At 69.3% G+C, this 14,274-nt stretch carries 6 protein-coding genes; 2 read left to right on the plus strand and 4 right to left on the minus strand.

Annotated features, from left to right (window positions below; all coding sequences use genetic code 11):
- Positions 1-305 precede the first annotated feature (305 nt).
- A complete protein-coding gene (locus tag ACNPQM_RS29610) occupies positions 306-2,516 on the plus strand; it encodes a HelD family protein (RefSeq protein ID WP_418086386.1) in 2,211 nt (736 codons plus the stop codon).
- Here the strand turns inward: ACNPQM_RS29610 and glgB are convergent.
- The 4 genes from glgB to ACNPQM_RS29630 all read right to left on the minus strand — a co-directional run bounded on the left by glgB (position 2,473) and on the right by ACNPQM_RS29630 (position 10,522).
- Positions 2,473-5,067: a 1,4-alpha-glucan branching enzyme gene (gene glgB / locus ACNPQM_RS29615; RefSeq protein WP_418086362.1), complete on the minus strand. Its 2,595-nt coding sequence runs from the start codon at positions 5,065-5,067 to the stop codon at positions 2,473-2,475. The genes ACNPQM_RS29610 and glgB overlap by 44 nt on opposite strands.
- Positions 5,067-6,467 carry a maltokinase N-terminal cap-like domain-containing protein gene (locus ACNPQM_RS29620; protein WP_418086363.1) on the minus strand — a complete coding sequence of 467 codons (1,401 nt, stop codon included), beginning with the start codon at positions 6,465-6,467 and terminating at the stop codon, positions 5,067-5,069. The genes glgB and ACNPQM_RS29620 overlap by 1 nt, the downstream gene beginning before the upstream one ends.
- A gap of 300 nt (positions 6,468-6,767) precedes the next feature.
- Positions 6,768-8,474, minus strand: coding sequence for a maltose alpha-D-glucosyltransferase (gene treS / locus ACNPQM_RS29625; RefSeq protein ID WP_418086364.1), 1,707 nt, complete (start codon positions 8,472-8,474; stop codon positions 6,768-6,770).
- Complete coding sequence (locus ACNPQM_RS29630) at positions 8,471-10,522, minus strand: maltotransferase domain-containing protein (protein ID WP_418086365.1); 2,052 nt, start codon at positions 10,520-10,522, stop codon at positions 8,471-8,473. The genes treS and ACNPQM_RS29630 overlap by 4 nt, the downstream gene beginning before the upstream one ends.
- Positions 10,523-11,467: 945 nt before the next feature.
- Between ACNPQM_RS29630 and glgP the strand changes: the two genes are divergently transcribed.
- Positions 11,468-14,071 carry an alpha-glucan family phosphorylase gene (gene glgP, locus ACNPQM_RS29635; RefSeq protein ID WP_418086366.1) on the plus strand — a complete coding sequence of 868 codons (2,604 nt, stop codon included), beginning with the start codon at positions 11,468-11,470 and terminating at the stop codon, positions 14,069-14,071.
- Positions 14,072-14,274 lie beyond the last annotated feature (203 nt).

The raw sequence follows: 14,274 nt of genomic DNA on the forward strand, positions 1-14,274 counted from the left end.
TGTTGTGACGGCGACGGTGACCGTGATCGGGCTGACCGCGGTGGGTCGGGCCCCTGCCCGGGCTGCCGTCGGGCTTCTCCGTGCTCGGTGTCCGGGCCATCGATCGCATCCTCGCGCCCGACTCCGAGCTCGCGGCCCTCTGCCAAGCGTCTCCTGGACGCAAACAAAAACCCCGGTCCGAATTGACGGCCGGGGCATTTCTTCGCCTATATTGAATAGTTCCGTGTGCGCATGGAGCGCAATACGCGGAAACCTTTCAATAAACATACTCTATCGCGTCAGGAACTGAATTGTCAACCGAGGAAATGCGGCAGGAGCAGCAATTCGTCTCCCGCGCCCACGAGCGGCTCGACCAGCTCCGGGTAGCGGCCGAAGCCGCCATGCACGCCACGATTGCGCAGGTCAGCACCGGTCGACAGGCGCGGGTGGAGCGCGATATCGGCGTCGCCGAGCACTCCGCCTCGCTCTCCGCGCTGAATGCCGCCGTCACGGGACTCTGTTTCGGACGGATCGACAGGCGCGACGGAGTCACGTACCACATCGGACGCACCGGAATCCGGCGGGACGACGCCGAGCGGACACCGTTGCTGATCGACTGGAGGGCTCCCGTCGCGCGGCCGTTCTATCTCGCCACCGGGTATGAACCGATGGGGCTGCGCCGCAGGAGGCACATCACCACGCAGGGGCGCACGGTCACCGGGTTGCACGACGAGATCATGGATCTCGCCGACAGCACCCGCACCGGATATGAGTCGCACGACGCCGACGAGGTGCTGCTCGCCGCGCTGACCAGCGCCCGCACGGGCCGGATGGGCGACATCGTCTCGACGATCCAGGCCGAGCAGGACCACATCATCCGCGCCCCGCAGCGCGGGGTGCTCGTCGTCGAGGGTGGGCCGGGCACCGGGAAGACCGCGGTCGCGCTGCACCGGGCCGCGTATCTCCTGTACGCGCACCGGGAGCAGCTCGCCAAACGGGCCGTGCTGATCGTCGGGCCCAACCCGGCCTTCCTCGGCTACATCGGCGATGTGCTGCCCTCGCTCGGTGAGACCGGTGTGCTGCTGTCGACGGTCGGCGAACTGTTCCCCGGCGTGCACGCCACCGGCACCGACAGCCCCGCGGCCGCCGCCGTCAAGGGCCGGGCGGACATGGCCGGCGTACTGGCCGAGGCCGTACGGGACCGGCAGCAGGTGCCCGAGAAGGGCGAGCCGATCGTCATCGCGCACGACGACGGGGAGCTGATCCTCGACTGGGACATGGCGGTCGAAGCCCGGCACAAGGCCCGCGAGACCGGGTTGCCGCACAATCTCGCCCTGCCCACCTTCGCCTTCCGGATCATCGACGATCTCACCACGCAACTCGCCGACCGCATCGGCGCCGACCCCTACGGCGGCCCGAACTTCCTCGGACCCGACGACATCGCCCAACTCGGCAAGGGCATCGCCGCCAGCGCGGAGGTGCACGCCGCCATCACTTCCCTGTGGCCCCCGCTCACCCCGCAGGAGTTCCTCGCCGGCTATCTGGAGGAGCCCACGCATCTGGCCGAGGACGACGCCGAGCTGCTCCGGCGCGCCGAGAAGGCCGCCTGGACACCTGCCGACGTGCCACTCCTCGACGAGGCCGCCGAGCTCCTCGGTGCGGACGACTCCGCCGCCCGGGCCGCCGCCGAGGCCGAGCGGGCCCGCCAGATCGCCTACGCCCAGGGCGTCCTCGACGTCTCGTACGCCTCCCGTACCTACGAGTTCGAGGACAAGGAGGACATCGACGAGGACGCCTCCGAGGTCCTCGCGGCGCACGACATCATCGACGCCGAACGGTTCGCCGAGCGTCAGGAGGAGGCCGACCACCGAAGCGCCGCCGAGCGCGCGGCCGCCGACCGGACCTGGGCGTTCGGGCACATCATCGTCGACGAGGCGCAGGAGCTGTCGGCCATGGCCTGGCGGCTGCTGATGCGCCGCAGCCCGACCCGCTCGATGACCCTCGTCGGCGACCCGGCCCAGACCGGCGACCTGGCAGGCTGCGACTCGTGGCAGGAGATCCTCGGGCCGTACGTCCAGGACCGCTGGCAGCTGGCCCGGCTCGGGGTCAACTACCGTACGCCCGCCGAGATCATGGAGTACGCGGCCGAGCGGCGCCGGGCCGCCGATCCCGCCTTCGAACCTCCGCGCTCCATCCGCTCCACCGGTGCACGGCCCTGGGAGCGCACCCTGCCGCTCGCCGACGTGGCCGGGCTCGCCGAGGCCGAGACCCCGGCGGAGGGCAGGCTCGCCGTCATCGCCCCGCGCGAGCTCCACGCGGAACTCACCGGACTCGACGACGGGCCGCTGGATCTGCACCGGCCCGTCGTCCTGCTCGACCCGCGCCAGGCCAAGGGACTGGAGTTCGACACGGTTCTCGTCGTCGCGCCCGCGCTGATGACCGCCAATGATCTCTATGTGGCGCTGACCCGGGCCACCCAGCGGCTCGGGATCATCACACCGGCTTCAGCCACACTGTCGCCAGCGGCGGCAGAGTGAGCTGGACGCTCGTGCGGTGACCGTGGGCGGCGACGGACTGCGGCTTCAGCGGATCCGGGTTGAGGATGCTGCCGCCGCCGTACCGTGCCGCGTCCGTGTTGAGCACCTCTGCCCAGGCGGACACGGACGGCGGCACGCCCAGCCGGTACTCGTGGCGGACCACCGGCGAGAAGTTCGACACCGCGAGCAGCGGCGCACCGTCCGCGTCGAAACGCAGGAAGGCGAAGACATTGTCCTCGGCGGCTCCGCCGTCGACCCAGGCGAAGCCCTCGGGGACGGTGTCCCGCTGCCACAGCGCCGGTGTCGCCGTGTACACCGCATTCAGCTCACGCACCAGGTCCCGTACGCCCCGGTGGTCGCTCTCCGCCGCGTACGACGGGTCGAGCAGCCACCAGTCGGGACCGTGCCCCTCCGACCACTCCGCACCCTGGGCGAACTCCTGTCCCATGAAAAGGAGTTGCTTGCCCGGGTGGGCCCACATGAAGCCGAGGTAAGCGCGGTGACTGGCGCGCTGCTGCCACCAGTCGCCGGGCATCTTGCTGACCAGAGCCCGCTTGCCGTGCACGACCTCGTCGTGCGAGATCGGCAGCACGTAGTTCTCGCTGTACGCGTACACCATCGAGAACGTCATCTCGTTGTGGTGGTACTTGCGGTGAACGGGCTCCTTCGCCATGTACTCCAGGGAGTCGTGCATCCAGCCCATGTTCCACTTCAGCCCGAAACCGAGTCCGCCGAAACCGCCGGGGCCGACATGATGCGTGGCGCGCGTGACGCCGTCCCAGGCCGTGGACTCCTCGGCGATGGTGACGACGCCCGGGTTGCGCCGGTAGACCGTGGCGTTCATCTCCTGGAGGAAGGCGACGGCATCCAGATTCTCCCGGCCGCCGTGCTCGTTCGGAGCCCAGTCCCCGCTCTCGCGCGAGTAGTCCAGGTAGAGCATCGAAGCGACGGCATCGACCCGCAGCCCGTCGATGTGGAACTCCTCGCACCAGTACGTGGCGTTGGCGACCAGGAAGTTGCGCACCTCCCTGCGGCCGAAGTCGAATTCGAGCGTGCCCCAGTCGGGGTGCGCGGCCCGTGACGGGTCCGAGTGCTCGTACAGCGGACGGCCGTCGAACTCGGCAAGTGCCCAGTCGTCCCGCGGGAAGTGCGCGGGCACCCAGTCGATGATGACGCCGATGCCGGCCCGGTGCAGCGCGTCGACGAGATACCGGAAGTCGTCCGGGGATCCCATGCGCGAGGTCGGGGCGAAGAAACCAGTGACCTGATAGCCCCAGGAACCGCCGAACGGATGCTCGGAGACCGGCATCAGCTCCACATGTGTGAACCCCAGATCCTTTACATATGAAGGGAGTTGCTCGGCGAGCAGGCGGTATGTGAGACCGGGTCGCCAGGACGGAAGATGTACCTCGTACACCGAGAACGGCGCCTCGTGCACGGGTACGTCCCCGCGGTGCGCCATCCATTCCTGATCCCGCCACTGATGGTGCGAGGCCGTCACGATCGAGGCGGTGGCGGGCGGGACCTCGGCATGGCGGGCCATCGGGTCGGCGCGCACCGTGTGGGAACCGTCCGGCCGGCAGATGTCGAACTTGTAGAGTGCGCCCTCCCCGATCGCGGGAAGGAACAGCTCCCAGACCCCGGTCGAACCGAGCGAGCGCATCGGGAAGCCTGTGCCGTCCCAGTAGTTGAAGTCCCCGACGACCCGGACCCCGCGGGCATTGGGTGCCCAGACGGTGAACCGTGTTCCCATGACCCCCTGGTGTTCCATGGGCTGCGCGCCGAGGGCCGTCCACAGCTCCTCGTGCCGCCCCTCACCGATCAGATGCAGATCGAGTTCGCCGAGCGCGGGCAGGAATCGGTACGGATCCTGGACCTCGATCTCGTTGTCCTCGTAGCCGACCAGGAGCTGGTACTCGGGGACGGCGGGCATCGGCAGCAGCCCGGAGAACAGCCCGTCGCCGTCGTCGTGAAGCTCCGCCCGCAGCCCCTTGGCGAGCACGGTCACGGAACGCGCGTACGGACGCAGCACCCGGAGCGCCACACCGCCGCGGACCATGTGCGCGCCGAGCAGATCGTGCGGTGCGTGGTGCTCACCGGCGAGCAGCCGCCCGCGGTCGCCGTTGTCGAGGGCACGCACCGGCCGGACCCCGCGCCCGCCACCGCCGGTGCGCCGGGGGCGGTGCGGTGCGGCAGTGGTCCGCTTCTCCACCCCCTTCTTCCGCTTGGCGGGGGAAGCCGTTGAGGCCGAGGAGCCCGCAGGTGCTGACGGTGCCGCGGGGGCCGGAGCCGCTTCTTGCGTTGCGGGTGTCGCGGCGGCGACTGGAGGCGCGGCGCTTGCGGGTGCCGCGACGGGTTCCGTGGGCGCGGGCTCGACGGGTGTCGGCGGGGGCGACGCGGCCACGGTGGGATCGGGCGCGTTGCTGGGCGGCTTGCGGGCGGTCACAGGGACTGCCTCCTCGGGGGTGTGGGTGAATCGGGGCGGGGCGGGGCGGGGCGTGACGGGCGGGAGAACGCCGCCGTGGCCGAAACCGGGCGGTGTGCGGCGCATCAGTCGACGGCGGCCAGACGTTGGATGGCGGCCATCGGCACCGGCAGCCAGTCGGGCCGATGCCGGGCCTCGTACACCACCTCGTACACCGCCTTGTCCGTCTCATGGGCCCGCAACAATTCCGGTTCGCTGCGCGGATCGACGCCCGCGGCCTGCGCGTACCCGTCGCAGTAAGCAGTCCGGCAGCGTGCCGCCCACTCGGCGTTCCAGGGCCGGTGGGAGCGGGCCGCGTAGTCGAAGGACCGGAGCATGCCCGCGATGTCGCGCACCGGGGGCTGCGGACGGCGGCGTTCCAGAAGGGGCCGCGCCGGTTCGCCCTCGAAGTCGATCAGTGACCAGAAGCCGTCGGCCGCGCGCAGGGTCTGGCCGAGATGCAGATCGCCGTGCACGCGCTGCGCGGCCCAGCTCCGGCCTCTGTGGCCCAGTGCGGCAACGGCGTCGAACGCGGTACGCAGCCCGGGAACATACGGCACCAGCGCCGGTACCGCGTGGGCAGCCGCCTCCAGCCGCTCCGTCATTTCGGCGGCGAGATGCTCGGTCTGGGAGCGGCGCAGCACGGGCGTCGGCAGCGCGGTGGCGAGTGCCGTGTGCACCTCGGCGGTGGCGCGTCCGAGTGCGCGGGCCTCACGGGTGAAGTCATGGCCCGTGGCCAGTGCCCGTAGCGCAAGCTGCCAGCCGTCCTCCGCGCCCCGCAGGAAGGGCTGGAGAACGCCGAGGGTGAGCGGCTCCGATGCTGTCGCCTCGAACCAGGCGACGGGTTCCGGCACCCGACCGCAGCCCTCCCGGGAGAGGGCGAGCGGCAGTTCCAGATCGGGATTGGTCCCCGGGAAGACCCTGCGGAAGATCTTCAGGATGTAGGCGTTGCCGTAGACGAGCGAGGAGTTGGACTGCTCCGTGTCGAGCACCCGCGGGGCGAGCCCGGCGGGGATGGGAGCGGCGCCACGGTCGAAACGGAGGGGGCCGAGGGTGCCGGGGGTGCGCAACCGTTCCAGCAGAAGTTCGGCGAGCCGCGGATCGTGCAGCCCTTCGTAGACCGCCAGACCGGCCAGTGGACCTCCCTTCACATGGCCGATGAGGGCGGGGGCGAGCCACGGTGGCAGCGTGGCCCGGACTCCGAGCAGCATCTGGTAGCAGTCGTCGGGCGAGGCCGGCATGGACGGCTGATGGACCTGGACCAGCAGATGGAGCAGCCCGGGCCCGTTGCCGGCGCCGCTCCCGGCGGATTCGGCATCCACCGGCAGTATTTCGGTCGCCGAGACAAGGGAGAAGGCTGTGACCGGCTGTCCTTTGCCTGCGAACCACCGCTGCCGAGGCAGCCACTCCTGCAGCAGTGGGGCGAGTGACGGGAGTAGTGCTGTGCTGTTGGCGAGGGCGACCCGAGTGGATGCAGCCTTCGACATGGCATCGCGTCCTTTCCCCGGGCACACCACAGGATGCGAAGAGTGTCCCGGATTGCGGCAGTAGCTGTCCGGCTGTGCGGGACGTGTCGGGTCAGGATGGTCCGTACGGACTCGACGTGCAGGGCTCCAGGAACCCCGGAAGCCCCTTGAGGCCCCGACGGATTCGGGCGACTCCGCCCAACTCCCAAGGTCTTTGGCGAATTCGGGGAGCAGGGCCCTGAAGGGCTCGATATGGGGGAGATTGCCCCGTGCGAGGCGGCGGAAACCGCCCCGCCGGGCATGCGCGAAAGTGGCGCCGCGTCAGATCTGCGGCGAGTCCTTCCGCAACCTGAACCAGTAGAACCCGTGCCCGGCGAGAGTCAGCAGGTAAGGCCACTGACCGATGGCGGGGAAGCGCACCCCGCCGATCAGCTCCACCGGATGACGCCCGTTGAACGTCCGCAGATCGAGCTCCGTCGGCTGCGCGAACCGCGAGAAGTTGTGCACACACAGCACGAGGTCGTCCTTGTACTCACGGGTGAAGGCGAGCACCGCGGGGTTCGAGGACGGCAGTTCGTTGTACGACCCGAGACCGAAGGCCCGATTCTGCTTACGGATCTCGATCATCCGCCGTGTCCAGTGCAGCAGCGACGACGGCGAGGCCATCGCCGCCTCGACGTTGGTCACCTGGTAGCCGTAGACCGGGTCCATGATCGTGGGGAGGTAGAGCCGCCCCGGATCGCTGGAGGAGAATCCCGCGTTCCGGTCGGGCGTCCACTGCATCGGGGTGCGTACGGCATCCCGGTCTCCCAGCCAGATGTTGTCGCCCATCCCGATCTCGTCCCCGTAGTACAGAATCGGGGAACCCGGCAGCGACAGGAGCAGGGCCGTGAACAGCTCGATCTGGTTGCGGTCGTTGTCCAGGAGGGATGCGAGCCGCCGCCGGATGCCGATGTTGGCCCGCATCCGTGGATCCTTGGCGTACTCCGCGTACATGTAGTCGCGCTCTTCGTCCGTGACCATCTCGAGCGTGAGCTCGTCGTGGTTGCGCAGGAAGATGCCCCACTGGCAACCGGAGGGAATCGCCGGGGTCTTCGCCAGGATTTCCGAGACCGGATAGCGGCTCTCGCGGCGCACGGCCATGAAGATGCGCGGCATCACCGGGAAGTGGAAAGCCATGTGGCACTCGTCGCCGCCGGCCGGGAAGTCACCGAAGTAGTCGACGACGTCTTCCGGCCACTGATTGGCCTCGGCGAGCAGCACGGTGTCCGGGTAGTTCGCGTCGATCTCCTTGCGCACCCGCTTGAGGAACTCGTGGGTCTCCGGCAGGTTCTCGCAGTTCGTGCCCTCCCGCTGGTACAGATACGGCACGGCGTCCAAGCGGAAGCCGTCGATACCGAGATCCAGCCAGAACCGGAGGGCGGAGACGATCTCCTCCTGCACTGCCGGGTTCTCGTAGTTGAGATCCGGCTGGTGGGAGAAGAACCGGTGCCAGTAGTACTGCTTGCGCACCGGGTCGAAGGTCCAGTTGGACGTCTCCGTGTCGACGAAGATGATCCGCGCGTCCGGGAACTGCTTGTCGTCGTCGGCCCAGACGTAGTAGTCGCCGTACGGCCCGTCGGGATCGCTGCGCGACTGCTGGAACCACTCGTGCTGATCGCTCGTGTGGTTCATGACGAAGTCGATGATCACGCGCATCCCGCGATGGTGCGCGGCATCGACGAACTCCACGAAGTCGGCGAGATCGCCGAAATCCGGCAGCACGGCGGTGTAGTCGGAGACGTCGTATCCGCCGTCGCGCAACGGCGACTTGAAGAACGGCGGCAGCCAGAGGCAGTCGACGCCGAGCCACTGCAGGTAGTCCAACTTGGCGGTGAGGCCTTTGAGATCGCCGATGCCGTCGCCGTTGGAGTCGTGGAAGGACCGGACGAGGACCTCGTAGAAGACGGCGCGCTTGAACCAGTCGGGATCGCGGTCCTTGGCCGGGGTGTCCTCGAACGTGTCGTGGACGGGTTCGTTGACAATCATGGTGTGGGTGACCCTCCGGTCGGCGGGGACGGTCGCAGGACGACGATGTGCGCGGGCGTGACGCCCGGCTCCAGGCGCACATAGCAGGTCCTGCCCCAGTGATAGGTGTGGCCGGTGAGCTCGTCGCGCACCGGCACGGTCTCGTGCCAGTCGAGGCCGAGGTGCGGCATGTCCAACGAGACCGTGGCCTCCTGGGTGTGGTGAGGGTCGAGGTTGACGACCACCAGAACGGTGTTCGAACCCGAGCGCTTGCTGTAAACGATCAGTGCGTCGTTGTCGGCGGCGTGGAAGTGCACGTCGCGCAGCTGCTGCAGTGCGGGATGACGGCGCCTGATCCGGTTGAGCGAGGTGATGAGGGGAGCCAGGGAGCGGCCCTCGCGCTCCGCCGACTCCCAGTCCCTGGGCCGGATTTCGTACTTCTCCGAGTTCAGGTACTCCTCGCTGCCGGCCCGCACCGGGGTGTTCTCGCACAGCTCGTACCCCGCGTACACGCCCCAGGACGGCGAGAGCGTCGCGGCGAGCACGGCCCGCGCCTCGAAGGCCGGGCGTCCGCCGTCCTGGAGATAGCCCGGCAGGATGTCCGGGGTGTTCGCGAAGAAGTTGGGCCGCATGTAGGAGGCCGCTTCACCGGCCAGCTCGGTGACGTACTCCGTGAGCTCCTGCCTGGTATTGCGCCAGGTGAAGTACGTGTACGACTGCTGGAAACCGACCGTGGCGAGCGCATGCATCATCGCGGGGCGGGTGAACGCCTCGGCCAGGAAGATCACATCCGGGTCGGTGCGGTTGATGTCGGCGATCACCTTCTCCCAGAAGATCACCGGCTTGGTGTGCGGATTGTCGACGCGGAAGATCCGTACTCCGTGGTCCATCCAGAACCGCAGGATGCGGACGGTCTCCGCGACCAGCCCCGGCAGATCCTTGTCGAAGGCGATCGGATAGATGTCCTGGTACTTCTTGGGCGGGTTCTCCGCGTGCGCAATGGTGCCGTCCGGGCGGTGGTGGAACCACTCGGGATGTTTCTCCACCCACGGATGGTCGGGAGAGCACTGGAGCGCGAAGTCCAGCGCGATCTCCATGCGAAGGGTGCGGGCGGTCTCGACGAAGTGGTCGAAGTCGCCGAGCGTGCCGAGTTCGGGGTGGACGGCATCGTGGCCGCCCTCGGCCGAACCGATCGCCCACGGCACCCCCACGTCGTGGGCTCCGGCTGACAACGAATTGTTCGGGCCCTTGCGATGGGTGGTCCCGATGGGGTGGATGGGAGGCAGATAGACGACGTCGAACCCCATGGCGGCGACCGCGGGAAGCCGCTCGGCAGCAGTACGGAACGTGCCGCTGACAACCCTTCCCCGGTGCTTCTGCAGATGATCCGCAGCCTTTCCCGTTCGGCCCTTGCCCGCCTTCGCCGGCTCGGCCGGCTCGAACCTGGCACCCTCCGACCGCGGGAACAGTTCGTACCAGGAACCGAACAGGGCCCGTCGGCGCTCGACGACGAGGGGGAGCGGCCGGGCCGCGGTCACCAGTTCGCGCAGAGGATGGCGGGCGAGCGCGGCGGTGGCCTCGGGGGCGAGCGCGGCAGTGAGCCGCGCGGCGGCCGGCCGTGACGCGTCGCGCAACGCGTCGGCCGCGGCCAGCACCGCCTCACGACCGTCCTGTTTCGGTACACCCCCGGCGGCCCGCTCGTACAGCTCGGCGCCCTCGGCGAGGACGAGCGCGGTGTCGATTCCGGCAGGAATCTTGATCTGTGCATGCTGGCGCCAGGTGGTCACCGGATCGCTCCAGGCCTCGACCGTGTACGTCCAGTGCCCTTCGGAGTCCGGAGTGACATCGGCGCCCCAGCGGTCGGTGCCGGGAGCGAGCTCCCGCATCGGCGTCCACGGACCGGGGCGGCCGCTCGGATCCCGCAGCACGGCATTGGCGGCGACCGCCTCATACCCCTCACGGAAGACGGTGGCCGTGACCTGGAAGGTCTCACCGGCAACGGCCTTGGCGGGCCTTCTGCCGCAATCGACGAGAGGACGGACGTCGAGGACGGGAATACGACCGATCATGGAATCACCTGGGGACTGGAGCTCGGGCTGCACGGGAAGCGGTGCGGGTGTGGAGAGACGAGTGCGTACGCCGCGACTGTGGGGGTCCATCCTTTCTAGCTGCTCCGTTGACGGCTGATGGGGTGTGAGCATGGCCGCTCCTGTCCGCATTCACTCGAATGGCACTCGAATGGCTGGGGCGCGGGTGTGGTGCGCGGGTGAGTACCGGATGCGCACCGGACGCGTACGGACTGCATACGAACCGCTGCCGGATCGCAGATGAACCGCATTCGGGCCGCATTCGGGCCGAATGCGGGCTGTGTACCGCAGAAGCCTTCCCGCGGTGGCCGGGGGGTCAATCCGGTGGTTTGTTAACTACTCGGGCGTAGCGGTGAAGGTCTGAATACGCCGGGCTCCGCATGGTGTGCGGAGGCGCGCGGAGACCGTCCTCAGCCGCCGAGGCAGCGCCAGGGGCCTCGGCCGCGCCGGTCCGTATCGTCCTGTGCCGGTCGTGGGTGTCGCCGTGTCAGTCCCATGAACCGAAACCTCCTCCTCGACGTGGTGCGCGTCGCACGGAGTCGCGTCGAAGGCCGGTCGGTCCGTCTCGACCCGACCCCCGTACACGCCACTGGGCAGCCTTCCCTGTGCGGTGAAGGGCCACAAGGCTGCCCGAGGGGGTGGAATCGGCCATATCGCCTGGGGCGGATGGGTACCTCTCTACGCAGAGGGGGCGATGGGGCGGACGAGACGCAGGGGGCCGCTGATCCGACGCCGGGACTGCGATGGGCGCCGGGGCCGGGGGGGGCGGATCTGGGGGGCGGGCGGATCGCCGGGTGCCGTTCGTTGTGAGCCGGTCGCGCGCCGTGGTTGCGGAGTACGGCACACCGTTACCGTCGAGGGTGACGGAGCGGCGCACACCGTGGTGCGTCCCCTCGGATTCGTACGTCCCCTGTAAAGGTGGAATGCGTGAAGGCCATTCGTCGATTCACCGTGCGTCCTGTCCTCCCCGACCCCCTTCAACCGCTCAGCGACCTGGCCCGCAACCTGCGCTGGTCCTGGCACACCGAGACTCGTGAGCTCTTCCAGGCCGTCGACCCGGAGGGCAGACACGCGGCGGACTCCGATCCCGTACGTCTGCTCGGCGCCGTCTCTGCCGGACGCCTTGCCGAGCTGGCCCAGGACCAGCGGTTTCTGCACCGGCTGACCGAGGCGTCCGCCGCCCTCCAGGAGTATCTCAGCGGTCCACGGTGGTACCAGGAGGAGCTGGCGCAGGGTGCGGAACTGCCCGCCGCCGTGGCGTACTTCTCGCCCGAGTTCGGCGTGACAGCAGCCCTTCCGCAGTACTCCGGCGGACTCGGCATCCTCGCAGGTGACCATCTGAAGGCCGCCAGCGACCTGGGCGTGCCCCTCGTCGGGGTCGGTCTGCTCTACCGGCGCGGCTACTTCCGGCAGAGCCTGTCGCGCGACGGCTGGCAGCAGGAGCACTATCCGCTCCTCGATCCGAACGAACTGCCGCTCACCCTGGTGCGCGAGGCCGACGGGACACCGAGCCGCGTGGTACTGGCCCTTCCGGGCGGTCGCTCGCTCCACGCCTGCATCTGGCAGGCCCAGGTCGGCCGCGTCCCTCTGCTCCTGCTCGACTCCGATGTGGAAGAGAACGCACCCGGCGAACGCGAGGTCACCGACCGGCTGTACGGCGGTGGCAGCGAACACCGGCTGCTGCAGGAGATGCTGCTCGGCATCGGCGGCGTACGAGCCGTGCGGACCTACTGCCGGCTCACCGGGCACGCGGCCCCGGAGGTCTTCCACACCAACGAGGGGCACGCCGGTTTCCTCGGTCTTGAACGCATCCGTGAACTCTCCGGAACCGGACTGGATTTCGACTCCTCGGTCGAGGCTGTGCGGGCCGGCACGGTGTTCACCACCCACACCCCCGTGCCTGCCGGAATCGATCGCTTCGACCGGGAGCTCATCGCCCGTCACTTCGGCGACGACGGCGAACTGCCGGGCGTCGGGGTGGAGCGGATCCTGCAGCTCGGTATGGAGACGTACTCCGGTGGCGATCCCACCCTCTTCAACATGGCGGTCATGGGCCTGCGGCTCGCTCAGCGGGCCAACGGCGTCTCCACCCTGCACGGATCGGTCAGCCGGCAGATGTTCGCCGGGCTGTGGCCGGGCTTCGACGCCGCGGAGGTGCCGATCACCTCGGTGACCAACGGCGTTCACGCGCCCACCTGGGTCGCCCCCGAGATCTTCGGGCTGCGAGCCCGGTACGGCGGCACGCCGGGACGCTGGGACGCGGCGGCCGGAATCCCGGACCGTGAACTCTGGGACCTGCGGCGGACGCTGCGCGAACAGCTGGTGACCGAGGTCCGCACGAGGCTTGCAGCCTCCTGGCGCACGCGTGGTGCGGAGCCGGCCGAACTGGGCTGGATCGACGGCGTGCTGGACCCGGATGTGCTGACGATCGGCTTCGCCCGCCGCGTGCCCTCCTACAAGCGGCTGACCCTGATGCTCCGTGACTGCGACCGGCTGACGGAGCTGCTCCTCCACCCGACGCGGCCGATTCAGATCGTTGTCGCAGGCAAGGCGCACCCCGCCGACGACAGCGGAAAGCGGCTGGTCCGGGAATTGGTCCGGTTCTCCGACGACCCCAGGGTCCGCCATCGCATCGTCTTCCTGCCCGATTACGGGATGGCCATGGCGCAGAAGCTCTACCCCGGCTGCGACGTCTGGCTCAACAACCCGCTGCGACCCCTGGAGGCCTGCGGCACGAGCGGCATGAAGGCCGCGCTCAACGGGTGTCTCAACCTGTCCGTGCTCGACGGCTGGTGGGACGAGTGGTTCGAACCCGACTTCGGCTGGGCGATCCCGACCGCCGACGGGTCCGCGATGGACGAGGACCGGCGCGACGAGCTGGAGGCGAATGCCCTCTACGAGCTGATCGAGGAGCGGGTGGCACCGCGCTTCTACGACCGTGGCGACAACGGGCTTCCCGAGCGCTGGGTCGAGATGGTCCGCCGCACCGTGGGCACGCTCGGTCCCAAGGTCCTCGCCGGACGCATGGTGCGCGAGTACGTCGAGCGGCTGTACACGCCCGCCGCGCTTGCCCACCGCTCCCTGGACGCCGCCACGGCGCGGGAGCTCGCGGACTGGAAGGCCCGGGCCCGTGCCGCCTGGCCGCGGGTCGCGGTCGACCATGTGGAGGCCGTGGCGCCCAGCACGATCGGCGGTTCGGCCGAGCTGGGGGCGACGCTGGCGCTCCGTGTCCGGATCGCTCTCGGAGCACTGGAGCCGGGCGATGTGGAGGTGCAGGCGGTGGCCGGGCGGGTCGACTCCGCCGACTCGATCTCGGACGCCCAGTTCTTCCCGCTGAAGCCGACCGGAGGCCAGGACCTGGAGGGGCGCTGGCTTTACGAGGGCCCGCTCGCCCTCGACCGCACCGGCCCCTACGGCTACACGGTGCGCGTGCTTCCCGCTCACCCGTTGCTGGCAACCAGCGCGGAACTCGGCCTGGTCGCAATGCCGACGGAGGCGACGGGCGACGGTGCGGGACTGCTGATGCGCTGACCACCCGTCCTCCCAGGGGCCGGCACCTGTGAGGTGCCGGCCCCCTTCGCCCTCTGAAGGCAGTGGGGGGTCGGTGACGAGGACTGCCCGGACATCCGCGCGTCGTCACCGGCAAGCAGCGCCCTGACCATGCGGCCCACCCCACCGCGAACCGCCCGGGAGGAATGAGAGCTCCTCCCGGGCGGTTCGCCGCATCACGTTCT

The sequence above is a fragment of the Streptomyces sp. NPDC056231 genome (assembly GCF_048270745.1).
Classification (GTDB): domain Bacteria; phylum Actinomycetota; class Actinomycetes; order Streptomycetales; family Streptomycetaceae; genus Streptomyces.

Excerpts from the sequence above, each read along its gene's own strand:
- ACNPQM_RS29610 (WP_418086386.1), top strand. The coding sequence starts at position 306 with ATGCGGCAGGAGCAGCAATTCGTCTCCCGCGCCCACGAGCGGCTCGAC.
- glgB (WP_418086362.1), bottom strand. The coding sequence starts at position 5,067 with ATGCGCCGCACACCGCCCGGTTTCGGCCACGGCGGCGTTCTCCCGCCC.
- ACNPQM_RS29620 (WP_418086363.1), bottom strand. The coding sequence starts at position 6,467 with ATGTCGAAGGCTGCATCCACTCGGGTCGCCCTCGCCAACAGCACAGCA.
- treS (WP_418086364.1), bottom strand. The coding sequence starts at position 8,474 with ATGATTGTCAACGAACCCGTCCACGACACGTTCGAGGACACCCCGGCC.
- ACNPQM_RS29630 (WP_418086365.1), bottom strand. The coding sequence starts at position 10,522 with ATGATCGGTCGTATTCCCGTCCTCGACGTCCGTCCTCTCGTCGATTGC.